Here is a 26,135-nt window from a genome sequence, read left to right as displayed (position 1 = left end):
GCCAACGGCGACTTCCTGAGCGGCATCTTCGGCGGCGTGCTGGGGGTCGGACTCAAGATCCTGGGCGCCCTGTTCAACGCGTTCATCATCCTGGTCCTGACGCTCTACTTCCTGAGCTCGCTCGACAAGACCAAGAACGCCTTCTACCGCCTGGCACCGGCCTCGCGTCGTCACCGGGTCTCGCTGCTGGGCGACCAGATCGTGCGCAACGTCGGCGGCTACGTCTCTGGCGCCTTCATCGTCGCGCTCTGCGCCGGCATCTCCTCGCTGGTGTTCCTCTTCGCCGTCGGCCTGGGCGAGTACGCCGTCGCCCTGGCCTTCGTGGTGGCGCTGCTCGACGTCATCCCGATGATCGGCGCCACCCTCGGCGCCGTCATCGTGACCGCGATCGCCTTCGCCACCGACGTCAAGACCGGCATCATCTGCGCGATCTTCTTCCTGATCTACCAGCAGGTGGAGAACTACGTGATCTACCCGCGGGTGATGTCGAAGTCGGTCGACCTGCCCGGCGCGGTCATCGTGATCGCGGCCCTCGTCGGCGCCGGCCTGCTGGGCGTCGTCGGCGCGCTCTTGGCCATCCCCACCGCGGCCGCCATCCTGCTGATCCTGCGCGAGGTCGTCGTACGACGGCAGGACGCGCGGTAGGAGGGTCCCCGACGAGTCACCCGAGACCGCCGATGACATAGTCGGCGAAGCCCGGGCTGCTGACCGACGGGCCGTAGACCACTGCGGGCACGCCGCCGACGGCCCACGGCGCCACCATCTCCGGCATGAGCCGGACGGTCTCGAAGCCGCCGAGGTCGGCGCCCTCGAGGTCGATGCCCGGACACACCAGATGGACGACGTCGCGGTCGGTGACGGTGCCGTCGTCGGTCACCTGCTCGAGCACGACCCACTCGCTCTCGACGACATCAGCACTCGGGCACTGGTCACGCGGCTGCTCCCCGGCGCCCCGCGCAGCGCGGTAGCTCGCGAGGCGCGCGGCTCCGAGGACGGCAGCGTAGGCCAGACGAGCCACGGCTTCGCCCGCCTCCGTGGTCCGGTAGACGCACACGCGAAGGCCGCTGGGCTGCCGGGTGGCGTCGACTCCCCCATCGTGGTCGAGCGTGCCGCTCACCTCGACCTCCGAGAGGCAGGCCGCTCCCCCTCGGGCCGAGCCCAGGATCCGCGCGCGCAGGGCGGGGTCGTCGGTGGCGACGGTCAGCCGGCTGCCGTTGACCTCGACGGTCTCCTGCACCCAGTCGTCGCCCAGATCGACCGTGCCGGTCTCGACGTCGGCGCCCAGCCAGACGTAGGGGGCAGGTGGCGGGCCGTCCAGGCTCGCGCACATGTCCGTCTGGGCGAGTGGGCGGCCGACGTAGGGCACCGCCTCATCGAAGGCGACGACACGTCGACCGTCCACCGTGCGGCTCGCACGCGGGCCGCACACGGGAGGAGCCGACCCCCATCCCCAGTCAGCAGGCACGTCGACGGCGAGGTCGGCCCAGTACTCCGTGCGCCAGCCGGCCGCGCCAGGATCCGCGGCCGAGCCGCCGTCGCTCGCGGATGTGCTCGGCCTCGACGGGTCGTCGTCGAGCACGACGCCGACCAGCGAGACGGCAGCGACCGAGGCCGCGACAAGCCCGATCGCGATGCGCCCACCGCGCCGACGTCGGGCTGCGGTCCTCGCCCGGTCGGTGACAGGGACCGAGTCGTCGGCGAGCGCCGCACGGCGTTCGAGCCCGTCCCGCATAGCCCGCTCCAGCTCAGCGTCGTCCATCGTCGTGCTCCTCGCTCGGGTCGTTCGGGTCGTTCGGGTCGGTCAGCAGGGCGCGCAGCGCGGCGAGCGCTCGGTGGACGTAGCCCCGGACCGTGACCTGCGAGACCCCCAGCACGGCCGCGATCTCGTCGTAGTCCAGGTCCTCGTAGAACCGCAGCACCACCGCCGCGCGCTGCTGTCGCGGCAACGCTGAGCACACCCGCCAGACCGCGTCGGACGTGCTCACGCCCTCGGCTACGTCGGTGAGTGCCGTGTCGTGCACCTCAGCGACCGACAGCTCACGGCGACCGGCCCGACGCCAGCGCGAGACGTGGGCGTTGACGACCATCCGGCGTACGTAAGCATCAGGGTCGTCGGCACGGCTCACCTTCGACCACTTCTCGCAGGCCTGTGTCAGTGCCGCCTGCACCGCGTCCTCGGCGTCGTGCTGCGAGCCGGTGACGAGGAAGGCGAAGCGCAGCAGTGCCGGCACGCGTGCGTCGACCCACTCGTCGAACGACACGTCGCTCGCGTCTGGTCGCTCGCGTCTGGTCGCTCGCGTGCTCACGGCTCCATCCACGCACGACGGACGCGCGAGCGGACGCAGGTGCCGTGCCGTGCCGCGGACCTTCTGGCATGAGGGGTGGTCAATCGTTTGACCACCCGCCGAGAGACCTCCCTCAGATGCTCAGCGCCGCACGGCCTCGATCTCGAGACGCACGTAGTCGACGACCGGCGCGCTGAGCGCCACCCGCACCTCGCGCACGAACGCCTCGTGCTCGTCGACCGGCAGCTCGTCGAGGTGCGAGCCGAGCACGACGGTGGCGAGGTAGGTCTCCAGGACCGCTGGGTCGTCGCAGCGGAACGGGTCGACCCGCAGCCGCACGTCTTCGACGTCGAAGCCGGCCGCCTCGAGCCGGGACCGGGTGGCGACGTCGTCGGCGAACTCCCAGTCGGACGGCGCCTCCCCCGTCACCGACGCGATCGCCCGCGTCACGTCGGCCACGTTGCCGCGACCGCCGCAGTCCGACACCAACCGGGCTCCCGAACGCATGACCGCAGCGAGGTGCGCAAGGAGCCGCTCGTGGTCGGGCACCCAGTGGAAGGCCGCCACGCTCATCACCGCGTCGACCGGCTCGTCGACCGGCAGCGGCTCCATCAGGTCGGCGTGCACGTAGGACACTCGCTTGTCCCCCAGCCGGGTGCGCGCGACGTCCAGCATCTGCTGCGAGCCGTCCAGCGCCACGAGCCGTACGTCGGGCCAGCGGCCGCGCAGCGCGGCGGCGTCGCGGCCGGTGCCGCACCCCGCGTCGAGCACCACCTCGTCACCGGTCAACCGGAGCCGGTCGAGGACGCCGCGACCCCACTGCTCGTGGGGCAGCGTGAGTGAGTCGTAGGTGGTGGCATCCCAATCGCGGGGCCCTTCGCGGGGCCCTTCGCGGGGCCGCGCGCGGGGCCGGTCACGAGTCATGGGGCCGAACCTACGCGGGCAGCTCCGGCGTGGTCGGGACCGACCGCTCCCCGAGCTTGACCGCGACGACGCCGGCCATGATCAGCAGTCCACCGACGAGCTGGACGGGGCGCGGCAGCTCGTCGAGGAGCAGCCACGCCCACAGCACGCCCATCACGACCTCCGTCAGCGCCACGAACGACGCGACGCGCGACCCCAGTCGTCGACTGGCCGCGATGCCCGAGACGTAGGCGATGGCGGCCGTCACGAGGCCGAGCAGCACCAGCGGGACCCACCAGGCGACCGAGGAGCCGGCCATGGTCACGTCCTGCGTGGTGGCCGTCATGGGCAGCAGCCCGACCAGGCCGAGGAGCCCCAGGGAGAGCCCGCCGATCACCAGGCCCGCGGCGGCGAGCGCCAGCGGCGGCAGCCCGTTGTCCTCGTCGGCGGAGATCACGAAGTAGACCGCGCAGCCGACCATGGCGCCGAGCGCCCACAGGACCCCGGCGACGTTGAGCTCCGCGCCGCTGACCAGGTCGAGGACCAGCACCAGGCCCAGCGCCGCCAGGCCCGCACCGACGAGGGTCAGCGCACCCGGACGCTCACCATGGCGCAGCCAGAGCCACACCACGACGGCCGCCGGTGCGGTGTACTCGATCAGCAGCGCCGGACCGACCTGCACGTAGCCGACGGCGGAGAAGTAGCAGAACTGCGCGCCGGCGACGGCCAGCAGGCCGTAGACGAGGACCAGCCCACGGTTGGCGCGCAGCAGGTCCCAGCGTCCCCGCAGCGCGACGTAGCCGAAGGGAGCGACGACGAGGGCGGCGAGCCCGATGCGCACGAGGACGACCGAGCCCGGGGTCCAGCCGGTGTCGAGGAGGCCACGCGCGAGCGCGCCGGAGAGCCCGAAGGTCACCGCGGAGAGCAACGCGAGGAGCAGCCCGGTGACGGTGCGCGACGCACCGGCCGTCGCGGCGTCGTCACGAGTCAAGGTCGTCATGGGTCATGACGGTAGGGCTCGTGCAGTAACCTGTCAATGTGACTTTCGCTCATGACACCGAGATGTCCCTCCAGGCTGCTGTCACGCTGGTCAACACCGAGGACCCGGCCGACGACACCCTGGCGACCGTCGCGGACCTGCAACGCTTCTACGACGAGTTCTCCTACACCGGTCGCCACGACGCCGACCGGGCCGAGCTCGACACCATCCGGACCCTGCGGACGCGTCTGCGCGAGCTCCTGACCGCCGAGCGCGACGATGCCGTCGACCTGGTCAACACCATGCTCCGAGAGGGCCGGGCCCTCCCCCAGCTCGTGCGTCACGAGCCCTTCGACTGGCACCTGCACGCCGTCGACAACGAGGCTCCGCTCGCCACCCGCATCCTGGTGGAGACCGCGATGGCGATGATCGACGTCATCCGCGCCGACGAGATGTCACGCCTGGGTCACTGCGCCGACGAGGACTGCAACGGCGTCGTCCTCGATCTCTCCCGCAACCGCTCGCGCCGTTTCTGCTCGACGCCCTGCGGCAACCGCAACGCCGTCGCGGCCTACCGCGCCCGCCAGGCCACCGCCGGCTGAGGCTCGCTCAGGTCTGGGCAGGGCCAGGCACAGGAACGTCGCGATAGGCCGCCAGGTTGTGCGCGTTGTACGCCGAGGTGTCGGCCAGCTCCATCGGCCCGTCCCACTCGCGCGGCAGCGGCACGTCGACCCCGGGCGCGACCCGGCGCACGATCTCGTCGAGCACCTTCTCGGCGTCGCCGACCCACAGGTGCTTGCTGCCGTCGAAGCCGACGACCTCGGCCTGCGGGATCGCGCGGAACCGCTCGCGGGCCTCGGCGGGCTGGAGGTAGTCGTCGTGCTCGGGCACGAACGCGTGCACGGGCTTCCCGGACTCCGCCCACGGCTCGAGGTGCTCGGGCTCGCTGAAGCGCAGCGGCGGGCTGAGCAGGATCGCGCCCTGGATGGCGGGGTCGAGGCCGTACATCAAGGTGAGGTCGGTGCCGAAGGACCAGCCCACCAGCCAGATGTTCGGCAGGTCGTGGAACTCGGCGTACTCGATCGCGGCAGCGACGTCGTAGCGCTCCCCCACCGCGTTGTCGAAGGCACCCTCGCTGGTGCCCTGCTCGCTCCAGGTGCCGCGGGTGTTGAAGCGCAGGACCGCGACGCCTGCGAGGGCAGGCAGCCGGAAGGCCGCCTTGCGGTAGACGTGGCTGTCCATCATCCCGCCGTGCGTGGGCAGCGGGTGCAGGCAGATGATCGTCGCGACCGGCTCGCCCTCGACCGGGAGTGCCAGCTCCGCGACCAGCCCGAGGCCGTCGGCGGTCTCGAGCGTCAGCCGCTCGCGTCGCGCGGGCAGGACCGAGTTGGCGCGGATCTTCTGGCTCACCACGTCAGGCTATCCACCGTCCTGGCCCCGACCCTCAGGCCCCGACCCCGCTCAGCACCAGCGGTGCACCCCGTCGGGGCTGAGGTCCAGGTCGCGCAGCACGATCGCCACCTCGTCGCCGTGCTGACGGCAGGCCTCGTGGAAGTCCCGCAGGCGGTACTCCACCATCAGCACCTGGTCGCCGAAGTCGTCGACGTAGGCGTCGCACTCGTCGTACTGCGCGCACGACTCGGAGACCGCGAAGTCGAAGCCGACCCCGGTGCCGTCGTAGCCCGCGAGGTTCTTCTGCCCGGCCGCCAGGCCTTCGCGGTGCGCCCGCGCCACCAGGAGCCGGGCGAAGGCGAGACCCTGCGCTCGGGTGACCATCCGACCGCTGCGGGTGAAGGAGTCGAGGTTGTCGTACTCCACGGCGGCGAAGCCGTCGGCCGCGCACCCGGCGGTCCAGCGCCCGACGATCCGGGCGAGCGCCCGGCGCTTGCCCGCGGTGCGGACGTCGAGCAGCCACTCGCCCCACGCCTCGTCGACGACCGGCCGGCCGTCGCTCTTCAGCACCAGCCACCAGTGCCGGCGCCAGAAGCCACGGGCGTCGGGCTGGGTCTGGAGGCCGTTGACGTAGCAGACGTTGTAGCGCCCCTCCTGGATCTGCGAGGTCCGGTCGCGCACCACGATCCCGACGTGCGCAGGCGCGTCGCGGTCACCGCCGAGCTGGTAGTCCACGTCGGTCCCGACCGGCAGTCCCTCGACGGCGTACGACGGACCCGACGCGCCGACCGCGAGCACCAGCAGGACACCGATCACCGCAAGACGCCTCATGCAGGCACGGTACGTCGTAACCCCGACGGGCGGAGGCGCGTTAGCAGGCCAGTCCACGAAAGGGATCCGATGTCGCACCTGCGCTCACGGATGGCCGCGCTCACCTGCGCCGCCGCCGTCGCGCTCCCCCTGGCCGGCAGTGCCACCGCGACCGCCGCCGCCACGGGAGCCACCACTTCCACCCCCGCCACGACCAGCCTCACCTCCCTCCGCGCGACCCACGTCGGTCTCGACCGCCTCCTTGCCGCGGGGACCTACGGCAACCGGGCCATCGTCACCTTCGACTCGGTGCCGAGCGGCGCCGAGGTCGCCGCCCTGCGGGCCCTGGGTCTCGTCGTCCAGCCGATGGAGCGGCTGCCGCTCGCCCTGGTCGCCGGCACCGTGCCCCAGCTGGTGAGCGCCGTGTCCAGCGGGATCGGCCTCGACGTCTACCCCGACGAGGAGCTGGACTACCTCGACACCGCGTCCGCCGACGTCGTCTCGTCCTCCCCCGAGGCTGCCCGAGCGCTGCGCGCGAAGGGCCTGACCGGCAAGGGCGTCACGGTCGGCGTCGTCGACTCCGGCTGTGACGGGACCCACCCCGACCTCGCGGACCACATCACGACCAACGTGGTCCTGGTCAGCCCGGAGTACGTTAACGCCGGCACCAGCCCCACGATCGTCGCCCCGCTCGACAAGGGCCCTTACAGCAACACCGACCTCGGCAGCGGCCACGGCACGCACGTCGCCGGCATCATCGCCGCCGACGGCACGTCCGGTCCCGAGCACCTCGGCGTCGCGCCCGACGCCGAGCTCGCCTGCTTCGCCATCGGTGCGGTCATCACGACGACCGCCGTGGTCACCGCCTTCGACTACATGCTCGACCAGCCCGGGATGCTGGGCATCGACGTGGTCAACAACTCCTGGGGCAACTCGTTCCGCCAGTTCGACCCGCGGGACCCGGTCAACGTCGCCACCAAGGCGGTCGCGAAGCGCGGTGCCGTCGTGGTCTTCGCCGCCGGCAACTCCGGCTCGGAGGACGGTGAGGCCAGCGTCAGCCCCTTCAACCAGGCTCCCTGGGTGCTCTCGGTCGCGGCGAGCGACCTGGAGCGCGAGCGCGGCAGCTTCTCCTCCAACGGCCTGGCCCTCGACAACGGCCGCGCGGCCCCGATCGGCCGCGGCGGCCACACCGTCTTCGTCGGCGACCGCGTGGGCAACACGCAGCCCGACGTGTCGGCACCCGGCGTCGACATCTCCTCCACCTGCGACAGCACCGGCTCGGTCATCGGTCCCTGCCCGCAGGGCGGCAACGCGACTGCGTCCGGCACGTCGATGGCCTCGCCGCACGTCGCCGGGGCCGCCGCGGTGCTGACCCAGGCCAAGCCACGCCTGAGCGTCGCCCAGGTCCAGCAGGCTCTCACCGCGACCGCCACCCCCATGCTCGCCGATGGCAAGCGCCTGTCCTCCTCGCAGGTCGGCTACGGCCACGTCAACCTCGACCGGGCGGTCGCGCTCGTGCGCTCCCCTGACTGGAAGTCCCGGCTGGCCGCAGCGCAGCGTCGGGCCACCGCCCGGCTCCTGGCCCAGGACTCCTGGGCGGTGACGCGCTCCGACCTGTGGCAGGAGGCGGCGCCGGCTCTCTCCCTCGGCGGCTCCTACACCCGGACCCGCACGGTGACCCTGGCCAAGGGCTCCACGGCCCTCAAGGTCGCGCTCGTCTACCCGACGCCCGGCACAGCCGCCAACCTGGCCAGCTTCACCGGCACGGTACGCGACGCCGCGGGCAAGGTCGTGGGCACGACCAGCACCGACGTCCTCTACGCCACCGGCATCGCGACTGCCCTCGTCAGGGGCCTGACGCCGGGCCGCTACACCGTCGAGGTCACCGGCGACTACGCCGCCTCCGACCCCGACACGGTGGACAGTGACTCGGTCAACGGCCGGGTCGTGTTCCTGCAGGTGGCCCAGCTGCGCGGGCGGGCGTAACCCCGGCCCGGCTGACGCGTTAGGCCAGGCAGCGAGGATGCCGAGCGGATGATCGCCTCATGGGGTGGTGATCGTCCGCTCGGCGCCCGCGAGGGTGGTCCTCCGCGCGACCATCAGCCCAGGCTGGGATGATCACGCTCGTGACCGACACCCGCCTCGAGAGCACCCGCCGCATCGCCGCCCCTGCCGCGGACGTCTTCGCGCTGCTGTGCGACCCGCACGGCCACGTGGCGATCGACTCCTCCGGGATGCTCCAGGACTGCACCGGCGAGCCCGTGGGCAAGGCCGGCGACTCCTTCACCGTCCACATGGACCGGGAGGCGCTGGGCGACTTCCCGGAGATGGGCCGCTACGACGTCACGGTCACGATCCGCGACTTCGAGCCTGACCGGCTCATCTCCTGGACCATCCTCGGGCGGGTGCGTCCCCAGATCGGCCACGTCTACGGCTACCGCCTCGAGCCAGCCGACGCCACTGACGACGAGCCCGCGGGCACGCTGGTGACGTCGTTCTACGACTGGTCCGACATCGCCCCCGAGTGGCGCGATGCCGGGATCTGCCCGGTCATCTCCGAGGGTGCCCTGCGGGGCACCCTCGGCATCCTCGACCGCACCGTGCGTCGCGGCTACCCGCACGCCTGAGGACTCAGCAGCCGATCGCGCCGTGCAACTCGGCCCCGCGGGCGCCGGCGCGCAGGTCGCCGGCCAGGGTCCAGAACACCTCGGGATAGTCCCCGACGGCCTCCTGCTCCACCAGCAACGGCCAGTCGCGGCTGCCGTCGAGCGCCCTGAGCGCCTCCTGCCTGGCCGGGGCGTCGCCCGCGTCGTAGGCCTCCAGCCAGGCACAGCCGACCGCGCCCGCGACCGTCGTCATCGCGTTGTAGGCGTCGAGGAAGCCGTCTGCCTCCACGTCGGCGGCGGTGAAGCCCTCCGGCACCCTCACCCCCTCGAGGAGACGTGCGACGTCGCTGTCACGCGTCGCGGGCGTCAGGGTGCCGGGCGGGACGATCTCGGCGAAGCCAGCGACGTCGGTCGCCTCGAGCCGCCCCAGGAGCTCCTCGTAGTCGGCCAGACCCATCCCGTCCGCCCGGACCTCGACGAAGCTGTCGCCCTCGGCCGGCCGGATGGTGGCGTGGTCGCGCGCGGAGTAGGTGAACGTCGAGGACGCCAGTCCCAGCAGCGTGCTCTGCCGCGCCGAGCTCACGTCGAGACGGTCGTCGTAGTAGGACTGGTAGCTCTCGGCGGGATACTCGTTCACCTCGAGCGTGAGGTCGCCCTTCTCGAAGGAGACGGAGAGCAGCCCTCCCGACTCGCCGACGTCGTCGACCTTCCAGCCGCGGGCGTCGAGCCGGAGGTATTCGCCGTCCGTTGCGGCGGGGGCCTCGGAGACCGACGAGCCGGGGCCCGGCCTGGGCCCGTCGTCCCCGCGCAGGGCCGGGACGACAGCGATCGCGGCGATCGCGGCCGCTGCAGCGGGGATCGCCAGCCACGTCGGCGTGAGCCGGCGCGCGCGAGGCCGGACGAGTTCGGTGCGGTCGATGACGGGGGTGGCCATGAGGTCCTCCAGGAGGTCGGCCCGTCCGGCGTGGACCGGGAGTGCGGCCACCTCGTCGTCGGTGATCCTCGGCGCGGGGTCGGTCATCGGTCCTCCTGCCGGACGAGCTGCGAGTGTCTGTTGGGGACATGTCCGGGTGATGCGACATCGTTGCCGGCCTCGCTCATCACGGCACGGAGCCGGGCCCGCGAGCGCGAGAGCCGACTGCGCACGGCGATCGGCGAGATGCCGAGCACCTCCGCGATCTCGCGCGGCTCCAGGCCCTCCCATGCCGCCAGCTCCAGGACCTCACGGTCCCGGTCGGCCAGCCGTAGCAGGGCCGCGCGCACGGTCTCCTGCTCGGTGACCGCAGGGGCGTGGTCGGGCACGGCGGACGCCAGGTCCTGGCGCAGTCGCTCCCCCAGCGCCGAGCGTCGACCATCGCCGCGCCGGTGGTTGGCCAGGGTGCGGCGCGCGACGCCGTAGAGCCACAGCCGCGCCTCGTCCCCGTCGGGCACGTCGTCCAGGCGTCGCCAGGCCACCAGGAACGTGTCGGCCACGACGTCGGCCGCGTCCTCGGGTCGGTCGGCCCGCCGCAGGGCATAGCCCAGCAGCGGGTCGAACTGCCCGGCATACAACCGTCGGAACCGTTCCTGGCGCTCGCTCACGACCTGCTCATGTCCGGCACGGGGCCGAGCGTTGCAGGCCGTCCCCGCAGGGCCGGTCAGCGCGCGCTGTAGTCCCGGAAGCCGCGCTTGGTCTTGCGGCCGAGGTAGCCCGCGGTGACGAGGTGCTCGAGCAGCGGTGCCGGCGCAAAGCCGGGCTCGCGGAACTCGAGGTAGAGCTCGCGCTGGATGGCGAGCGACACGTCGTTGCCGACCACGTCGAGGAGCTCGAAGGGGCCCATCGGCAGCGCGCAGCCCTGCTTCATCGCGAGGTCGATGTCGTCGGCCGTGGCGTAGTGGGCCTCGAGCATCTTGACCGCGTCGTTGAGGTAGGGGAACAGCAGCGCGTTGACGATGAACCCGGCCCGGTCGCCGCAGGAGACCGCGACCTTGCCGACCTTGGCGCACAGCGCCTGGGTGCTCTCGGTGACGTCCTCGGAGGTCGAGACCGTCGAGACGACCTCGACCAGCTTCATGATCGTCGCCGGGTTGAAGAAGTGCATGCCGATGACGTCCTGGGGACGCTTGGTCACCTTGGCCATCGCGATGATCGGCAGGCTCGAGGTGGTGGTCGCCAGGATCGCGCCGGGCTTGCAGATCTCGTCGAGGTTCTCGAAGAGGGTGGTCTTGATCGCGAGGTCCTCGGCGATCGCCTCGACGACGATGTCCACGGACGCCAGGTCGTCGAGCGAGGTGGTGCCGCTGACGCGCGCCAGGACCTCTGTCTTGGTCTCCTCGGTCGCGCGGCCGCGCTGGATCTGCTTGTCGAAGTTCTTGGTGATCGCGGCAGTGACGCCCGCGACCTTGTCGGCGCTGCGGCCGACGAAGAGCACGTCGTAGCCGGCCTTGGCGAAGACCTCGACGATGCCGCTGGCCATCGTGCCGGTGCCGACGACGCCGACCTGCGTGATCTCGTGCTTGAGCTCGGGCTTCTCGTCGGCCGACGGGGTCTTGTCGTCCGCGACGACGGCCGAGGTGTCCGGACCCTCGTAGGTGTAGAAGCCGCGGCCGGTCTTGCGACCGAGCAGGCCGGCGGTGACCATCTGCTTGAGGATCGGGGTGGGCGCGTGGAGGCGGTCGCGGCCCTGGCGGTACATCGTCTCCAGGATCTCGTAGGCCGTGTCGAGACCGATCAGGTCGAGCAGCGCCAGCGGGCCCATCGGGTAGCCGCAGCCGAAGCGCATGGCGGCGTCGATGTCCTCGCGCGAGGCGTACTTGCCCTCGAACATCGAGGCGGCGTGGTTGAGGTAGCCGAAGAGCAGCGTGTTGGCGATGAAGCCGGCCTTGTCGCCGCAGACGACCGGGCTCTTGCCGACCTGCGCGACCAGGCCCTTCACGTCGTCGAGCACGGCCGGCTCGGTCACGACGGTCTTGATGATCTCGACGAGGTTCTGCACGGGCGCGGGGTTGAAGAAGTGCACGCCGATGACGCGACCCGGCGAGGAGTTGGCCGTCGAGATCTCGGTGACCGACAGCGAGGAGGTGTTGGTCGCGAGGATCGCGTCGGGGGCGACGATCGCGTCGAGCTCCTTGAAGATCGACTTCTTGGTCTCGACGGACTCCACGACGGCCTCGACCACGAGGTCGGCCTCGGCGAGGTCCTTCAGCTCCGTGGTGAACGTGATGCGCCCGAGGAGCTCGGCCTGCTCGGCCTCGGTGAGCTTCTCGCGCTTCACCGCCCGTCCCGTGGAGTTCTCCAGGTGCTGGCGGCCGCGGGCGACGCCCTCGTCGTTGAGCTCGACGCCCACGACGGCGAAGCCGTTGCGCGCAAAGACCTCGGCGATGCCGGCACCCATGGTGCCGAGACCGACGACGCCGATCGTGCGGAAGGTGCGGGCAGATGTCTCAGGCGTGCTCGTCATGGCGGGCATCATTCCACGGCCCGCAGAGGTCGGGAGCGTTAGTTCACCCACCGGTAACGTGGCGCCGGGTCGGTCGTCCCAGACGCGCCCGCATGACCACCCGGGGACCGTGCCGGTCGAGGCCCATGGCCCGTTCCTCGTCGCGCTGACGCCGCAGGAACGGCTCGTCCTCGCCCACCTCCTCGAAGCCCAGGCGGGCGTAGAAAGGACCGTTGAACGCCACGTCGCGGTAGGTCGTGAGCGACACGGCGTCGAAGCCGTCCTGCCACGCCTCGACCAGCGCCCGGCGCACCAGCGCGCTGCCCAGGCCCTCCCGCGCCCTGCTCGGTAGCACCGAGAGCTGGGCCAGGTGCGCCAGCCCCTCGGCGTACACGACGTGGGCGAAGCCGACCGGCTCCCCCACCTCCCCCACGACCAGGAGGAAGCCCGGCACCTCGATGCGGTCGCGGCCCTCCTCGGCGGGCGAGGCGAGGGCGTCGCCGCTCAGGTCCCCGAAGCCCTCCTCGAAGAGAGGGAGCCCGCTGTCCTCGATCGCAGCGATCCGCCGCAGGTCGGCGGCGCGGGCATGGCGGACCACATGGCGGGGCTCCAGGGACGGCACGGCCCCACTGTAGATTCGTCGCCCGTGAGACTCGTCGTTGCGCGCTGCCAGATCGACTACGCCGGTCGGCTGACCGCCCACCTGCCCCTGGCGACCCGGGTGCTGATGATCAAGGCGGACGGGTCGGTGCTCGTGCACTCCGACGGCGGCTCCTACAAGCCGCTCAACTGGATGTCGCCGCCGTGCACGCTGCGCGAGGGCACCACGGAGGACGGCCAGGTCGAGTGGATCGTCACCAACCCCAAGACCGACGACACGCTGCGCATCCTGCTCGAGGAGATCATCAGCGACTCCTCCCACGACCTCGGCGTAGACCCGGGCCTGCAGAAGGACGGCGTCGAGAAGCACCTCCAGGAGCTGCTCGCCGAGCACCCCGCCACGTTGTCCGAGGGGCTGAGCCTCGTGCGCCGCGAGTTCCCCACCGCCATCGGTCCCGTCGACCTGATGTGCCGCGACGCCGCCGGCTCGAGCGTGGCCGTCGAGATCAAGCGCCGCGGCGACATCGACGGCGTCGAGCAGCTCACCCGCTACCTCGAGCTGCTCAACCGCGACCCGCTGCTCGCCCCCGTCCGCGGCATCTTCGCCGCCCAGGAGATCAAGCCCCAGGCGCGCGTGCTCGCGATGGACCGCGGCATCGCCTGCGCGATCGTCGACTACGACGCGCTGCGGGGGCTCGACGACCCCTCGCACCGCCTCTTCTGAGCGTCGGGCGCTGCTGTCCACAGGCACGCGGGGCGCGGTGGCGGCGTGCGAGCAACCGGCATACGGTGACAGCCATGACGACCGATCCCGGCATGGGCCGACGGGTGACCCGGCTCGAGAACGACACGGAGTCGCTAATCGAGCTCGTCACCGAGGTCCGCTCCACCCAGGACGAGCACACCAGCCGCTTCGACCGGATCGAGAGCACCCTCACCGGGCACACCAGCCTGCTCGTCGGCGCCGAGAGCACCCTCACCGAGCACACCAGCCTGCTCGCCGGCGCCGAGAGCACCCTCACCGAGCACACCAGCCTGCTCGCCGGCGCCGAGAGCACCCTCACCGAGCACACCAGCCGCTTCGACCGGATCGACACGATGCTCGATGAGCTCGTCCGGCGCCTTCCCGAGCTTTCGTGACCTGCGCAGCCGACGCCCCTTCGCGCCGCCCGCTCTGATGCGGATCTTCCACATCGCGACCCGGGTCGACTGGGAGGCCGCCCGCGTCTCGGGGTCCTACACGACCTCCACGATCGGGCGCACGCTCGCCGAGGAGGGCTTCCTGCACGCCAGTCGCGGCGACCAGTGGCAGGGCGTGCGCGACCGGTTCTACGCCGACGTCACCGAGCCCCTCGTGCTCCTGGTGATCGAGACCGACCGCCTCTCCGTGCCCGTGGTCGAGGAGCCCGTCGCCGACAGCGCTGAGACGTTCCCCCACGTCTACGGCCCGCTCTCCCCCGACGCGGTCGTCACCGTCATCCCGCTCGACGGCCGCCCGGTCGCACCGGACGGCGAGGAGGCCACGTTCTCCCAGGTCTTCCTCGCCGAGGTCGTACGACGGGTGGTGCTGGCCCTGCTCGTCATGGGCGTCGCGGTGCTCGGCGCCCTCGTCGGCTCGGCCGTCGAGCCCGACCTCGGCGCCTCCGTCGGGCTGCTCGTCGGGCTCGTGGCCGGTGTCGGCGCGGCCGTGGTGGTCCACCGCCGCCGCTGACCCGTCGTCAGGCGTAGGGCAGGTACACCAGGAACGACGTGCCGACGCCCACCTCGCTGGTGACGTCGATCCGGCCGCCGTGGGCCTGCACGATCGTCTGCGCGATGGGCAGTCCCAGCCCGGCACCGGGCGTCTGCGCGACGACCGCGTCCGGCCCGCGGTAGAGCCTCTTGAAGAGGTGTGGCATCTCCTCGGGCGAGATCCCGCGCCCGGTGTCGGTGACCTCGAGCAGCGCCATCGCGCCCGCGTCACCGACGCGCAGGGTGACGGTGCCACCGGGCTCGGTGAACTTCAACGCGTTGCCGAGGAGGTTCTCGGTGACCTGCACCAGCCGGAGGAAGTCGCCCAGCACCGGCAGGACCTGCTCGACCTCGAAGCGCACCTCCAGCTGGGCCCCGGCCGCCAGCGGCCCGCGGTCGACCAGCACGCGGCGCGCCACCTCGACCAGGTCGACCGGGGTCAGGGTGAGCTGGTGTCGCTCGTCGTCGAGGAAGGCGAGCGTGAGCAGGTCGTCGACCAGGCGCAGCTCGCGCGCGGCGTTGCGCTGGATCACCGACACGATCTGGCGGGCCCGGGCGCCGAGCTGGTCCTCCTCGAGGTCCTCGAGCAGCTCGGCGTAGCCGATGATCGACGTCAGCGGGGTGCGCAGCTCGTGGGAGACGGTCGCGATGATGTCCTCGCGCAGGCGGGTGGTGTCCTGCTGGAGCCGCTTGCGCTCGGTGATGTCGCGGGCCGCGACCGACACCAGCAGCGCGCCGTCGGCGCGCAGGCTCGACAGCGTCAGCTCGACCGGGACCACGTGGCCGTCGCGGTGCAGGACCGTGACCTCGCGGGCCGGCAGGGCAGGTCCCAGGTCCCCCGTGGCCCGGACGTCGTCGCGCCAGCCCCGGTAGACCTCGAGCAGGCCGTCGGGGACCAGCACCTCGAGGGGACGCCCGACCAGGGACCCGGTGTCGTGGCCGAGCACGTGGGCCACCTGCTGGTTGACCAGGACGATCGTCGCGCTCTCGTCGACCACGACCGTGGGGTCGGGGGCCGCGTCCAGGAGCCTCCCGAGCAGCGCAGCATCCAGTCGAGTCTCCTGCACGTCACGACCCTACTGCCGGCCGACCTGACCCGTCCTCGCAACACCCTCACCGGGCCAGGGTGGCCACCTCGGCGGCGCAGCCCCAGCTGAGCGTCACGCCGGAGCCGCCGTGGCCGTAGCAGTGGACGACCCGCCCCTCGCGCTCCAGCCGCACGACGGGCCGGGCGGGCCGCAGCCCGACCTTGTGCCCGCGCACCCGGGCGAGCGCCAGCTCGGGCACGAGGTCGCTCGCCCGCTCCAGGATGGCCGTTGCCGTCTGCGCCGACGGGGTGCGACTCCAGTCGCCCTCCTCCGCGGTTCCCCCGACGACGATGTCGTGCTCGCGCGGCACCACGTAGGTCGGCCCGTCGCCGTCGAGCCACCACCGGTCCAGGCCCATCTGGTCGACGTAGACCACCTGACCGCGCACGGGAGTCACACCGTGGTCGGCCGCGAGGAGCCGAGACCCGATCCCGGAGCAGTTGACCACCAGGTCTCCCCCGTCAGGCAGGACCCGCAGGTTGAGCCGCGTCAACGTGCCGCCCAGCGCCTCGACGCGGCCCGCGAGCCAGCCGAGGTAGACCGGCATCTCCACGACCGGGGCCACGAAGCTCCAGCCCCGTTCGACGCGCGACAGCGTCGGCACCGCCGAGGCCCACCACGGGTCGGGGGTCGCGGCCGGGACGACCTCGGTCCCCGGGACCATCCGCACCCCTGACTCCGGTGCGCCGAGCGCCAGGGCCGCCAGCTCGTCGTACGTCGTGGCGGACCAGGCGGTGACGCGGTCCTGCGGCAGGGCGCGGTAGGGGTACCAGATCGCGGCGGCGACCGCCGAGGTCGTCTCCCGGGGCAGGTCGCGCGCGACGACGTCGACCCTGTGCCCGGCCTCGAGCAGGCGCACGGCACACGACAGGCCGACGACTCCTGCCCCCACGACGATCACGCGGCTCATGGCTCGAGTCTCCCCCATCGGTGGGACGTCGGCGTAACCCAGGTCACAGGGTCGTCGTTGGGCCGACGACGAAAGGTCCCCCATGTCCCGGATCGTGCGACTCCTCCTGACCCTCCTGGTCGTCCCTGCCCTGGTCGGCACTGCCCTCACCCTCAGCGGCGGCCCAGCCGGTGCCCACGAGGAGCGGCCGGCCGTCTTCCCGAAGGGCAACGGCGCCCGCCCGGCGTTCCTGGGCTACGACAACCCGCGCAAGCGCGTCGTGTGCAAGGGGGACGAGAGCGCCCGTCGCATCCGGGCCATGCCGGCCGGTGCGGCCAAGCAGCGCAACCTGCGACTGCTGCCGCAGTGTCGCTTCTCCTCGATCCAGGACGCGGTCCGCTCGATCACCCGGCGACGGACCTCGGTCTACGTCCTGCCCGGGGTCTACGAGGAGCGCAAGTGGGGTCAGCGGCGGCGCAGCGACTACTGCTCGCACCTGGGCACGCAGTCGGACGCACCCCTGCTCAGCTCCGAGTACATCGGCTCCATCTCCTCCCCTGGCACGCCGGCCCCGGACGGCCAGGCTGCGGCGGCAGACGAGACCGACCCGATCGCGCTGTCCTACGCCGACCAGCGCCGGTGCTTCTCCAACCTCAACCTGATCTCCGTCTTCGGGGACAAGACGCCCGGCAACAGCTCGATCGCCTGCGACAGCCAGTTCTGCGGCACCCAGATCGTCGGCACGGGTCGACGCATGTCCGACGTGGTCATCGACAACGACTTCCAGAAGCTCAACGCCATCCGTCTCGACCGAGCGGGCGGTGCCTACGTCACCAACATGACGCTGCAACAGGCGGAGTTCAACGCCATCTACGTCCTCGAGACCGACGGGTTCGTGCTGGATCGGCTGCGCACCCGGGGCAACGACGAGTACGGCATCCTCGCCTTCGCCAGCGACCACGGCCTGATCCAGCGCTCCGACGCCTACTACAACGGCGACTCCGGCATCTACCCCGGCTCCGCCTCCGACCTCAACGCCGACAACCCGAACTTCGAGGTCACGCGCTACGCCATCGAGATCCGCAACAACCGCAGCCACCACAACACGCTCGGCTACTCCGGCACCGCCGGCAACTCGGTGTGGGCGCACCACAACAAGTTCTACGACAACGCCACGGGTATCGCCACGGACTCGCTCTTCCCCGGTCACCCCGGCCTGCCGCAGGACCACGCCCGCTGGAACAACAACGAGATCTTCCGCAACAACACCAACTGGTACACCGACTACGTCGACACGGGCGTGTGCGACCGCCCGATGCCCGAGCGTGGCTACATCGACGGTGCCGTGTGTCCCGTCGTGCCCACCCCCGTGGGCACCGGGGTCCTCATCGCCGGCGGCAACTCCAACTCCACCGACCACAACTGGATCTACGACAACTGGCGCTTCGGCACCATGCAGTTCTGGGTGCCGGCGCCCTTGCGCGACGAGATGGACCCCCGCAAGCTCTACGACACCTCCAACGACAACCACACCTTCGCCAACCACATGGGCTCGACGCCCGACGGACGGGTCCTGGAGAACGGGATGGACCACTGGTGGGACGACCAAGGGGTCGGCAACTGCTGGGAGCGGAACGTCTACGCCGACGGCAGCCAGGACGACAACTTCGTCCTCCCGCCCGCGAGCTGCGCGGCCGGCGGCTCGGTCTTCCTGCCCGGCATGACGGTCAAGGACGCCGGCTTCCTGACCTGCAGCCAGTACGACCGGGCCGACCCGGTCCTGCGCCACCCCGCGGGCTGCAACTGGTTCGACAGCCCGTCGCGCCCCTCCTCCGCCCGTACGACGGGCGAGGTCACCGCCGCCGCGCCCGCCCCGTCGCGGGCCGTCGACGCGAGCGCCGGTGGTGCTCCCCTGCTCGCCGCCGCGGGAGGCCTGCTCCTCCTGCTGGGACTGGGACGTCGTCGTCGTGCGCGCGCTGCGTAGCGCTCTGGTCGTCGTCGCCGTCCTCGCCCTCATGGCCGGCGGCGCGACCGTGGCGCTGGCGCGCAGCACCCCCGATCTCGTGGCCGGTGGACCGGTCTCGGTGACCGGGACCGAGGCCAGCGCGGTCTTCCAGGTCGCCGATCGCACGGTGCGCCAGGTGCGCTACGCCGACGGCGGGACGCTGCGCTACACCTTCCGCCTGGACAACGACTCGCGCCTCCCGGTCACGGTGTTGGGCCTCGACGAGGAGCAGGCCGATCCCCGCCTCTTCGGCCTGGCCGGTCTCACGCGGCGTTCGATCGGCGCGGGTGAGTCAGGGGAGGTCACGCTGTCGCTGACGATGGGCGGGTGCGAGACCCTGTCGTCGCGAGCCGGGTCGTTCGTCACCACCATCGCGGTGCGCACCCGACAGGCCGGTCTCTTCGACGACGTCGTCGAGGTCGCGCTGCCGGAGGAGATCCACACCGGCTCCCCTCGCGAGGCGTTCTGCCCCAACTCGACGGCCACCTCGCGGCCGCCAGGCTGAGACGGACGGACGAGATCGTGCGCGATCAGGCGCCGGCGACCCGCGGCGCGGTCGGGTCGGCACCCTCGGCGCTCTGCTCGCGAGCGACGTACTCCTCGATGTCCTCGACGTCCTCGCGGTTGCGGGTCACGACGGCCAGCAGGTCGCTCATCGTGGCGACCTCCTCGACCTGCTCCTTGATGAACCACTGCATGAACTGCTCGGAGGCGAAGTCGCTCTCCTCGCGAGCGATCCGCAGCAGGCCGTTGATCTGCTCGGTGACCCGCTTCTCCTGGGCCAGCGCGAGGGCGACCGGAGCGACGACGTCGTCGAAGCCGTTGACCGGGGCCTCGACTCCCGGCACGACCACGTCGGCGTCGGTGTCGAGGAGGTACTGCACCATCATCAGCGCGTGCTCGCGCTCCTCGAGCGCCTGGCCGTAGAAGAACGCGGCCATCTGGGGCATCGTCAGCGCGTCGTAGTAGACGGCGCACGCGAGGTACTGGCTGTGGGCGGCGAGCTCGTTACCGATCTGGGTGTTGAGCTGGTCGGCAAAACGGGGTGCGGGCACCTGGTGGTCTCCTGGTCGTCGTCGCGGGACCGGGTCAGGCGGCCTTGGCGAGCTTCTTCTTGGTCAGCTTCTTGCCGTCCACGCGGACGAGCTTGCGCTTCTTGACGGTGTACCCGTCGGGCAGCGTGCCCTCCCTGAGCATCCGGAGCGGGCAACGGCCGCACTTCGACGAGGAGACGCAGCACTCGGTCTTGGGGAGCTTGCGCGTCGCACCCTTGGACTTTCCCATGACGGCAGCGTAGCAGAATCCTTAGGCATGCCTTACCTAAAGTGATCCAGATCCCAGGACCGGAACGGCTCCCACCGTCAGGCCAGGTGCGTCAGGCCAGGTGCTTCAGGCCAGGTCGTTGGCCTGCCGGATCACGTCGACGATCCCGCTCATGATCTCGGTGAGGCCGAAGTCCTTGGGGGTGTAGACCGCGGCGACGCCGAGCTCCTTGAGCCGGCGACCGTCGGAGTCGGGGATGATCCCGCCGACGATGACCGGCACGTCCGCCAGCCCCGCCTCGCGGAGACCGTCGAGGACGGCCGGCACCAGCTCCATGTGCGAGCCGGACAGGATCGAGAGGCCGACGCAGTGGACGTCCTCGGCCACGGCGGCCGACACGATCTGCTCCGGGGTGAGGCGGATGCCCTGGTAGATCACCTCGAAGCCGGCGTCGCGGGCTCGCACCGCGACCTGCTCGGCACCGTTGGAGTGACCGTCGAGGCCCGGCTTGCCGACGAGCAGGCGCAGACGTCCGCCAAGCTCCTCGCCGGTGCTGCGCACCTTCTCGCGTACGGCGGTCAGCTCGGCGCCTGCCTCCGCGACGCCGACTGCCCCGCTCACGCCGGTTGGCGCGCGGAACTCCCCGAACACCTCGCGCAGCGTGCCGGCCCACTCCCCCGTGGTGGCGCCTGCCCGGGCGGCGACCAGCGTGGCGGCCATCAGGTTCTCGGTCGTCTTGGCGGCGGCCGCGAGCGCGGCGAGCGCCGCGGTGACCGCGGACTCGTCGCGGGCGGCCTTCCACTCCTCGACCGAGGTCAGCGCCGACTGCTCGGCTTGCGGGTCGGCGGCCATGATGGCGCCGTCGAGGTCGGCCGTCAGCGGCGACGGCTCGGTGGTCTCGTAGATGTTGACGCCGACGATCTTCTCGTCGCCGTTCTCGATGCGGCCGCGCCGAGCCGCGTGCGCGGACACGAGCTCCTGCTTCATGTAGCCGGACTCGACGGCCGCGATCGCACCGCCCATCGCCTGCACCCGGTCGATCTCGGCGCGGGCGCCGTCGACGAGCTCGCGCACCTTGGCCTCGATCACGACCGAGCCCTCGAAGATGTCGTCGTACTCCAGCAGGTCGGACTCGAATGCCAGCACCTGCTGCAGGCGCAGTGACCACTGCTGGTCCCACGGGCGGGGAAGGCCGAGCGCCTCGTTCCAGGCGGGAAGCTGCACGGCGCGGGCGCGGGCGTTCTTGGAGAGCGTCACGCCCAGCATCTCCAGCACGATGCGCTGCACGTTGTTCTCCGGCTGCGCCTCGGTCAGACCGAGGGAGTTGACCTGCACGCCGTAGCGGAAGCGGCGCATCTTGGGATCCTGGACGCCGTAGCGCTCACGGGTGATCTCGTCCCACAGCTCGACGAAGGCGCGCATCTTGCACGTCTCCTCGATGAAGCGGACCCCGGCGTTGACGAAGAAGGAGATCCGGCCGACGACCTTCTCGAAGTCGTCCTCGGAGACCTGCCCGGAGCCCCGGACCTGGTCGAGCACGGCGATCGCGGTGCACAGCGCGTAGGCCAGCTCCTGCGTCGGCGTCGCGCCGGCCTCCTGCAGGTGATAGCTGCAGATGTTGATCGGGTTCCACTTGGGGATCTGGTGGACCGTGTAGGAGATCATGTCGCCGATGAGGCGCAGGGAGTGCTCGGGCGGGAAGACGTAGGTCCCCCGGGAGAGGTACTCCTTGATGATGTCGTTCTGGGTGGTGCCGGCCAGCTGGCCCGCGACCTCCTCGGGCGTGAGGTCGGGGTTCTGCTCCTCGGCCGCCACCTGGTACATCGCGAGCAGCCACATGGCGGTGGCGTTGATCGTCATCGAGGTGTTCATCTCGGTGAGCGGGATGTCGTCGAAGAGCTTGCGCATCTCCCCGAGGTGCGGCACCGGGACGCCGACCTTGCCGACCTCACCACGCGCGAGCGGCGAGTCGGGGTCGTAGCCGGTCTGGGTCGGCAGGTCGAAGGCGACCGAGAGACCGGTCTGCCCCTTGGCGAGGTTGGTGCGGTAGAGCGCGTTGGACGCGACAGCGGTCGAGTGGCCGGCGTACGTGCGCATCACCCAGGGGCGATCCTTCTCGGTCATGCCCTGAGGGTAGGTCGTCGGCTACCCAGAAGTAACGGGTCTCGGTGTGGCTTATCCGACATGGGGCCGCGAGCCGTGCCGGGGCCCTCAGGCAGGGACGCGTTCCCGCTCGAGCTCGACGACGCGGATGAGGCGCGAGATGTGCAGCATCCGGCGCACGGCCGGGCCGCAGCCGCGCAGGGTCAGGTGGTGACCCTCACGGGTGGCGTTGCGGGTCGCCATCGCCAGCACCTTGAGGGCCGTGTGGTCCACCGTGGAGACGCCGGTCAGGTCGACGACGACGTCGGAGTCGTGGGCGCGCAGGTGGTCGTAGATCGCGTTGCGGACCTCCCACGTGCTGCGCACGTCGAAGTCGCCGCTCAACATGAGTGCCGGGCCGTCGGTCGTGATGTCCATGGTCTGCCGTCCTCCCGAGTGAAGCCGTCTCTTACCGCTTACCCACTATGACGCGCGACATACGCAGAAGGTTGCACCTGGACTGCAACCAATTCCGGGCGCGCCGCCACGAGCGCACCGCAGCCCACCCCGATCAGGGCCATCCCGGCCACGCCGAGCGGCGAGAAGATGTGGTCGGTGTGCACCAGCCACGCACCCGGCACCAGCAGGAGGGCGGGCAGGGCGGTCACCCGATGGCGCACCAGGAGGTCGACCACGAGCACCACGACGCACACCAGCAGCGCCCACGACCCGACCTCCCCGATCGGGGTCCCGATCCGGAACAGCAGCCGCACCTCGTCGGGGCGCGGCACGCCGGGCCCCAGCTCGCGGGTGACGTAGCCCGCGGCCATCCCGCTGACCACGTCGAGCGCGGTGTAGAAGGTCGCATAGACGTAGGCCGCCAGCCGCACCACCCACGCCACCGGGTCGCGACGCCCACGGACCAGCGCGGCCAGCGCCACCCCCACGAGCGGGAAGACCAGCAGCCCGGCCACGTGCAGGCCGAACCACCGCTGGGCGGTGTCGGCCCCCAGGCTGTGCGGGTGGAACAGGCCGGCCACTGCGAGCGACAGCGCCGGGAGGGGCGACGAGCAGGCCGAGGGCACGAGGTTGGCGCATGCTGGCTACCCTCGCACCCATGGTCAACCTCACCAGGATCTACACCCGCACCGGCGACGCCGGCGAGACGCGCTTGGGCGACATGAGCCTCACCACCAAGAACGACCTCCGGCTGCACGCCTACGCCGACGTCGACGAGGCCAACGCCCAGCTCGGGGTCGCGATCGCCACCGGTGGGCTCGACGACGACGTGGTCAAGGTCCTCACCCACGTGCAGAACGACCTCTTCGACGTGGGCGCCGACTTCTGCACGCCGGTCGTGGCCGACCCCGAGTTCCCGCCGCTGCGCATCGAGCAGGCCTACGTCGACCGGCTCGAGGCCTGGTGCGACCACTACAACGAGTCGCTGCCCAACCTGCGCTCGTTCATCCTCAACGGCGGCACGCCCGGCGGCGCCCACCTCCACGTCGCGCGCACCGTCGTACGACGGGCGGAGCGGGCAGCGTGGGCGGCCTTCGAGCAGCACGGGGAGACGATGAGCGCGGTGGCCATCACCTACCTCAACCGGCTCTCCGACCTGCTCTTCATCCTCGCCCGCCACGCCAACCGCGAGGCCGGCGACGTGCTGTGGGTCCCGGGCGGCGAGCGCTGAGGATGTTCCCGGATCGCTTCTGGGAGCTGGTGGGGACCCTGGGAGGGGTCGCCGACGACACGACGACCCCGGCCCTCGACCGCGCGCTGGGCGAGTCCGGCGAGGGCGAGGACTTCCTCGACCTGGTCGAGGAACACGTCGAGCGGATCCTGGAGCGCTGCGAGGTGCCCGCCTCGCACCAGGGCGACACGGCCGAGTGGATCGCCGCGGCTGTCATCGCTGCCGGACGGGCCGAGCACGACCGCGTGCTCGCCTCGGGCGCGCCCCTCGTCCCGGACGAGTGGGCATGGGCCGAGGCCGAGAACCTGCTCGTCGCCGGCATGCCGCACGAGGCGGACTCACCCCTTCCCGGGACACGGATCGGGATCACCCTCGAGTGGAAGGCCCTCGACCTCCCGGTCGACATGGAATCGACGTTCGACCCCGTTCTTGACTGGGCAGGCGACGACCCTCGGCACGGCCACTCCGTGACGCTCGACCCGGCGTGGACGGAGGCAGTCCTGCGCCTCGAGGCCGACCCCGAGTTCCAGCGACGTCGGGAGGCCATCGCCGACGTCGGACTCCACCTCAAGGTCCGCGAGGCCGACGAGATGGTGCTGACGCCGTGGCCCGCGCCGGACCAGGTCGACGACGTCGTCCTGTCGGTGCCGATCGCCGCCTTCACCGACCAGGACCGGACCGACGTCTACGGGCAGGTCGTCGCCGAGCTGGTCCTGAGTGTGCAGGACGCGCTCGGCCGAGGCTGAGCCGCGCAGCCCGCTCAGCGCGACGGCACGTCCACCCTGCCGGGGGCCGGCGCGGCAGCCAGCACGGCCACGGCCGCGGGCGCCATCAGCACCGTGACGACGAGAAGCGCGTCCAGGGTCCCGACCCGGTCACCGAGCGCACCCAGCAGAGGCGGGCCGGTCAGGAACGCCGCGTAGCCGACGGTCGACACCACGCTCACCCGGGCCGCCGAGCGCCGCGGGTCGTCGGCGGCGGCACTCATGCCGACGGGGAACCCGAGGGCGGCACCGAGTCCCCAGAGCAGAATGCCGAGCACGACGAGCGGGGTCCACTCCCCCAGCACGGTCAGCAACGTGCCGGAGGCGACGGCGGCAGCCGAGACCCACAGGACCACGCGGCGACCCAGGCGGTCCAGGGCGACCGGCCCGAAGAGCCGCCCCAGGCTCATCGCGGTGACGAAGACGGCGTAGCCGCCGACCCCGACCCAGTGGCGGGCGTCGTAGCCGTCGATCAGCGCGAGCGAGAGCCAGTCGTTGGCCGACCCCTCGGCGATCGCGAAGGTCAGCACCATCAGCCCGATGGCCAGGGTGCGGGGCTCGGTCCAGGCCGAGCGAGGGGGTCCGTCCTCGTGCGGCTCCTCGGGGCGCACCGGCAGGAAGTCGCGCACGACCACGAGCACCGTCGCGAGCGCCAGCAGCGACACCACCGTGAGGTGGGCGACGGCCGGCGCGTGGGCCGCGGCCATGGCGACGCCGACCGCGGCGCCGCCGATGTTGCCGAAGGACCAGCCGGCGTGGAAGCGCGGCATGATCGTGCGCCCGAGCAGCCGCTCGACCTCGGCACCCTCCACGTTCATCGCGACGTCCCACAGGCCGCTGCCGACCCCGAAGAGGAAGAGCCCGACGCCAGCACCGGCAACCGAACCAGCGGTGAAGGCCCCCAGTGCGCAGGTGACCAGTCCGGCCGCGGAGACGACGGCCCCGAGGCGTACGACGTCGGCGGCGCTGGTACGCGCGATGAGCAGCCCCGCGGTCGGCAGGGCCAGCACGGAGCCGGCCGCGATCGCCAGCAGGAGCAGGCCGAGCGCGCCGTTGTCGAGGTCGAGGCGCTCGCGCAACGAGGGGATCCGCGAGATCAACGAGGCCATCAGGACGCCGTTGAGCGCGAAGACCGCCGCCACCGAACGCTTGGAGGACGGCAGCGTGGGCGTCATCGCGACCAGTCGGTGCCGGGCGGTCGGGCCTCGAGCCAGGACTGGAAGCCGGTCAAGGAGGCCTCGCTCATCGCAAGCTCGATCTCGCCCGACGCGGTCTGACAGTGGATCACGACGTGATCGGGATAGAGCGACATCTGCTCGGCCCCGAGCGCCTCGCGCCGACCGTCATAGCTGAGCGTCTCGCGCGCCCAGATCTGCCGGGGCCCCGGTGCCACGGAGAAGACACGGAACCACTCGAGCGTCTGCCCGGAGTAGCGACCCAGGCCCAGGACCCAGCCGCGGCCGGCCCTGTCGGAGCGCACGCGAAAGCTGAGCTCGAAGGTGCCGCCATGACGCGAGAGAGCACGACGCCTGATGACCAGTGCGAGCCCATAGCTGAGGACGAGCAGGAGGAGGACGCCGGCGATGTCGATCAGCCACTGCCACCACGGCATCCGGTCACTCCCTCCCT

30 protein-coding genes are annotated in these 26,135 nt (G+C 71.5%); 11 read left to right on the top strand and 19 right to left on the bottom strand.

Going from position 1 to position 26,135, the window contains the following annotated elements; translation table 11 throughout:
* Positions 1–645 (top strand): AI-2E family transporter (locus RMN98_RS14670; protein ID WP_309649561.1); only part of this gene is annotated, 645 nt, incomplete at its 5' end.
* A gap of 16 nt (positions 646–661) precedes the next feature.
* Here RMN98_RS14670 and RMN98_RS14665 read toward each other — a convergent pair.
* From RMN98_RS14665 to RMN98_RS14650, 4 genes are all read right to left on the bottom strand, one after another.
* Complete coding sequence (locus RMN98_RS14665) at positions 662–1,759, bottom strand: hypothetical protein (protein WP_309649560.1); 1,098 nt, start codon at positions 1,757–1,759, stop codon at positions 662–664.
* On the bottom strand, positions 1,746–2,261 hold the full coding sequence (locus RMN98_RS14660; RefSeq protein ID WP_309649559.1) for a SigE family RNA polymerase sigma factor: 516 nt from the start codon (positions 2,259–2,261) through the stop codon (positions 1,746–1,748). Before RMN98_RS14660 ends, RMN98_RS14665 begins: the two co-directional genes overlap by 14 nt.
* A 165-nt stretch (positions 2,262–2,426) precedes the next feature.
* Positions 2,427–3,209 (bottom strand): class I SAM-dependent methyltransferase, encoded by a 783-nt coding sequence (locus RMN98_RS14655; protein ID WP_309649558.1) that lies wholly within the window; start codon positions 3,207–3,209, stop codon positions 2,427–2,429.
* Between the two features lie 10 nt (positions 3,210–3,219).
* Entirely contained in the window at positions 3,220–4,188 is a 969-nt protein-coding gene (locus tag RMN98_RS14650) for a DMT family transporter (protein ID WP_309649557.1), read from the bottom strand.
* A gap of 38 nt (positions 4,189–4,226) precedes the next feature.
* Between RMN98_RS14650 and RMN98_RS14645 the strand changes: the two genes are divergently transcribed.
* Positions 4,227–4,769, top strand: coding sequence for a CGNR zinc finger domain-containing protein (locus tag RMN98_RS14645; protein ID WP_309649556.1), 543 nt, complete (start codon positions 4,227–4,229; stop codon positions 4,767–4,769).
* Positions 4,770–4,776: 7 nt separating this feature from the next.
* On the opposite strand, the gene RMN98_RS14640 is transcribed toward RMN98_RS14645, so the two are convergent.
* Positions 4,777–5,577 carry an alpha/beta hydrolase gene (locus RMN98_RS14640; protein ID WP_309649555.1) on the bottom strand — a complete coding sequence of 267 codons (801 nt, stop codon included), beginning with the start codon at positions 5,575–5,577 and terminating at the stop codon, positions 4,777–4,779.
* Positions 5,578–5,628: 51 nt separating this feature from the next.
* The gene (locus RMN98_RS14635) at positions 5,629–6,390 is read right to left on the bottom strand and encodes an endo alpha-1,4 polygalactosaminidase (protein WP_309649554.1); all 762 of its coding nucleotides are present in this window, start codon (positions 6,388–6,390) and stop codon (positions 5,629–5,631) included.
* Between the two features lie 69 nt (positions 6,391–6,459).
* On the opposite strand from RMN98_RS14635, the gene RMN98_RS14630 reads away from it, so the two are divergent.
* Positions 6,460–8,355 (top strand): S8 family serine peptidase, encoded by a 1,896-nt coding sequence (locus tag RMN98_RS14630; protein WP_309649553.1) that lies wholly within the window; start codon positions 6,460–6,462, stop codon positions 8,353–8,355.
* A gap of 140 nt (positions 8,356–8,495) precedes the next feature.
* Positions 8,496–8,996 carry an SRPBCC family protein gene (locus RMN98_RS14625; protein WP_309649552.1) on the top strand — a complete coding sequence of 167 codons (501 nt, stop codon included), beginning with the start codon at positions 8,496–8,498 and terminating at the stop codon, positions 8,994–8,996.
* A 4-nt stretch (positions 8,997–9,000) separates the two neighbouring features.
* Here the strand turns inward: RMN98_RS14625 and RMN98_RS14620 are convergent, their stop codons facing one another.
* From RMN98_RS14620 to RMN98_RS14605, 4 genes are read right to left on the bottom strand one after another with little or no spacing between them, the layout of a single operon-like run.
* Entirely contained in the window at positions 9,001–9,996 is a 996-nt protein-coding gene (locus RMN98_RS14620) for a hypothetical protein (RefSeq protein ID WP_309649551.1), read from the bottom strand.
* Positions 9,993–10,556 carry an RNA polymerase sigma factor gene (locus RMN98_RS14615; protein ID WP_309649550.1) on the bottom strand — a complete coding sequence of 188 codons (564 nt, stop codon included), beginning with the start codon at positions 10,554–10,556 and terminating at the stop codon, positions 9,993–9,995. The genes RMN98_RS14620 and RMN98_RS14615 overlap by 4 nt, the downstream gene beginning before the upstream one ends.
* A gap of 56 nt (positions 10,557–10,612) precedes the next feature.
* Positions 10,613–12,415 (bottom strand): 3-hydroxybutyryl-CoA dehydrogenase, encoded by a 1,803-nt coding sequence (locus tag RMN98_RS14610; RefSeq protein WP_309649549.1) that lies wholly within the window; start codon positions 12,413–12,415, stop codon positions 10,613–10,615.
* Between the two features lie 43 nt (positions 12,416–12,458).
* A complete protein-coding gene (locus RMN98_RS14605) occupies positions 12,459–13,016 on the bottom strand; it encodes a GNAT family N-acetyltransferase (protein WP_309649548.1) in 558 nt (185 codons plus the stop codon).
* A gap of 24 nt (positions 13,017–13,040) precedes the next feature.
* On the opposite strand from RMN98_RS14605, the gene nucS reads away from it, so the two are divergent.
* The 3 genes from nucS to RMN98_RS14590 all read left to right on the top strand — a co-directional run bounded on the left by nucS (position 13,041) and on the right by RMN98_RS14590 (position 14,705).
* The gene (gene nucS / locus RMN98_RS14600) at positions 13,041–13,718 is read left to right on the top strand and encodes an endonuclease NucS (RefSeq protein WP_309649547.1); all 678 of its coding nucleotides are present in this window, start codon (positions 13,041–13,043) and stop codon (positions 13,716–13,718) included.
* Positions 13,719–13,792: 74 nt separating this feature from the next.
* The gene (locus RMN98_RS14595) at positions 13,793–14,134 is read left to right on the top strand and encodes a hypothetical protein (RefSeq protein ID WP_309649546.1); all 342 of its coding nucleotides are present in this window, start codon (positions 13,793–13,795) and stop codon (positions 14,132–14,134) included.
* Positions 14,100–14,705: a DUF952 domain-containing protein gene (locus RMN98_RS14590; protein WP_309649545.1), complete on the top strand. Its 606-nt coding sequence runs from the start codon at positions 14,100–14,102 to the stop codon at positions 14,703–14,705. The genes RMN98_RS14595 and RMN98_RS14590 overlap by 35 nt, the downstream gene beginning before the upstream one ends.
* 7 nt (positions 14,706–14,712) lie before the next feature.
* Here the strand turns inward: RMN98_RS14590 and RMN98_RS14585 are convergent, their stop codons facing one another.
* Positions 14,713–15,792, bottom strand: coding sequence for an ATP-binding protein (locus RMN98_RS14585; protein WP_309649544.1), 1,080 nt, complete (start codon positions 15,790–15,792; stop codon positions 14,713–14,715).
* Positions 15,793–15,838: 46 nt separating this feature from the next.
* A complete protein-coding gene (locus RMN98_RS14580; RefSeq protein ID WP_309649543.1) occupies positions 15,839–16,723 on the bottom strand; it encodes an FAD-dependent oxidoreductase in 885 nt (294 codons plus the stop codon).
* Between the two features lie 82 nt (positions 16,724–16,805).
* Here RMN98_RS14580 and RMN98_RS14575 point away from each other — a divergent pair, with 82 nt between their 5' ends.
* Both RMN98_RS14575 and RMN98_RS14570 read left to right on the top strand, forming a co-directional pair.
* A complete protein-coding gene (locus RMN98_RS14575; protein ID WP_309649542.1) occupies positions 16,806–18,686 on the top strand; it encodes a right-handed parallel beta-helix repeat-containing protein in 1,881 nt (626 codons plus the stop codon).
* Positions 18,670–19,212: a hypothetical protein gene (locus RMN98_RS14570; RefSeq protein ID WP_309649541.1), complete on the top strand. Its 543-nt coding sequence runs from the start codon at positions 18,670–18,672 to the stop codon at positions 19,210–19,212. The genes RMN98_RS14575 and RMN98_RS14570 overlap by 17 nt, the downstream gene beginning before the upstream one ends.
* A 25-nt stretch (positions 19,213–19,237) precedes the next feature.
* Here RMN98_RS14570 and RMN98_RS14565 read toward each other — a convergent pair whose 3' ends face one another.
* The 5 genes from RMN98_RS14565 to RMN98_RS14545 all read right to left on the bottom strand — a co-directional run bounded on the left by RMN98_RS14565 (position 19,238) and on the right by RMN98_RS14545 (position 23,137).
* Positions 19,238–19,762: a ferritin gene (locus RMN98_RS14565; protein WP_309649540.1), complete on the bottom strand. Its 525-nt coding sequence runs from the start codon at positions 19,760–19,762 to the stop codon at positions 19,238–19,240.
* A 34-nt stretch (positions 19,763–19,796) separates the two neighbouring features.
* The gene (locus tag RMN98_RS14560; protein WP_309649539.1) at positions 19,797–19,991 is read right to left on the bottom strand and encodes a hypothetical protein; all 195 of its coding nucleotides are present in this window, start codon (positions 19,989–19,991) and stop codon (positions 19,797–19,799) included.
* Between the two features lie 105 nt (positions 19,992–20,096).
* On the bottom strand, positions 20,097–22,094 hold the full coding sequence (locus tag RMN98_RS14555; protein ID WP_309649538.1) for a protein meaA: 1,998 nt from the start codon (positions 22,092–22,094) through the stop codon (positions 20,097–20,099).
* Between the two features lie 87 nt (positions 22,095–22,181).
* Positions 22,182–22,490, bottom strand: a complete 309-nt coding sequence (locus RMN98_RS14550; RefSeq protein WP_309649537.1) for an STAS domain-containing protein — start codon at positions 22,488–22,490, stop codon at positions 22,182–22,184.
* A 38-nt stretch (positions 22,491–22,528) separates the two neighbouring features.
* Positions 22,529–23,137, bottom strand: a complete 609-nt coding sequence (locus RMN98_RS14545; protein ID WP_309649536.1) for a hypothetical protein — start codon at positions 23,135–23,137, stop codon at positions 22,529–22,531.
* Positions 23,138–23,169: 32 nt separating this feature from the next.
* Here RMN98_RS14545 and RMN98_RS14540 point away from each other — a divergent pair, with 32 nt between their 5' ends.
* Positions 23,170–23,742 carry a cob(I)yrinic acid a,c-diamide adenosyltransferase gene (locus RMN98_RS14540; RefSeq protein WP_309649535.1) on the top strand — a complete coding sequence of 191 codons (573 nt, stop codon included), beginning with the start codon at positions 23,170–23,172 and terminating at the stop codon, positions 23,740–23,742.
* A 2-nt stretch (positions 23,743–23,744) separates the two neighbouring features.
* Positions 23,745–24,488: a hypothetical protein gene (locus tag RMN98_RS14535; RefSeq protein WP_309649534.1), complete on the top strand. Its 744-nt coding sequence runs from the start codon at positions 23,745–23,747 to the stop codon at positions 24,486–24,488.
* Between the two features lie 14 nt (positions 24,489–24,502).
* Here the strand turns inward: RMN98_RS14535 and RMN98_RS14530 are convergent, their stop codons facing one another.
* Together RMN98_RS14530 and RMN98_RS14525 are read right to left on the bottom strand one after the other, a co-directional pair.
* A complete protein-coding gene (locus RMN98_RS14530; protein WP_309649533.1) occupies positions 24,503–25,681 on the bottom strand; it encodes an MFS transporter in 1,179 nt (392 codons plus the stop codon).
* Positions 25,678–26,118: a DUF2550 domain-containing protein gene (locus RMN98_RS14525; RefSeq protein ID WP_309649532.1), complete on the bottom strand. Its 441-nt coding sequence runs from the start codon at positions 26,116–26,118 to the stop codon at positions 25,678–25,680. Before RMN98_RS14525 ends, RMN98_RS14530 begins: the two co-directional genes overlap by 4 nt.
* Positions 26,119–26,135: the final 17 nt, after the last annotated feature.

This window comes from Nocardioides sp. (assembly GCF_031397825.1).
GTDB lineage: Bacteria > Actinomycetota > Actinomycetes > Propionibacteriales > Nocardioidaceae > Nocardioides.
Note: the sequence above shows the minus strand (reverse complement) of the source record. Positions and strands in the feature narration are given on the sequence as shown.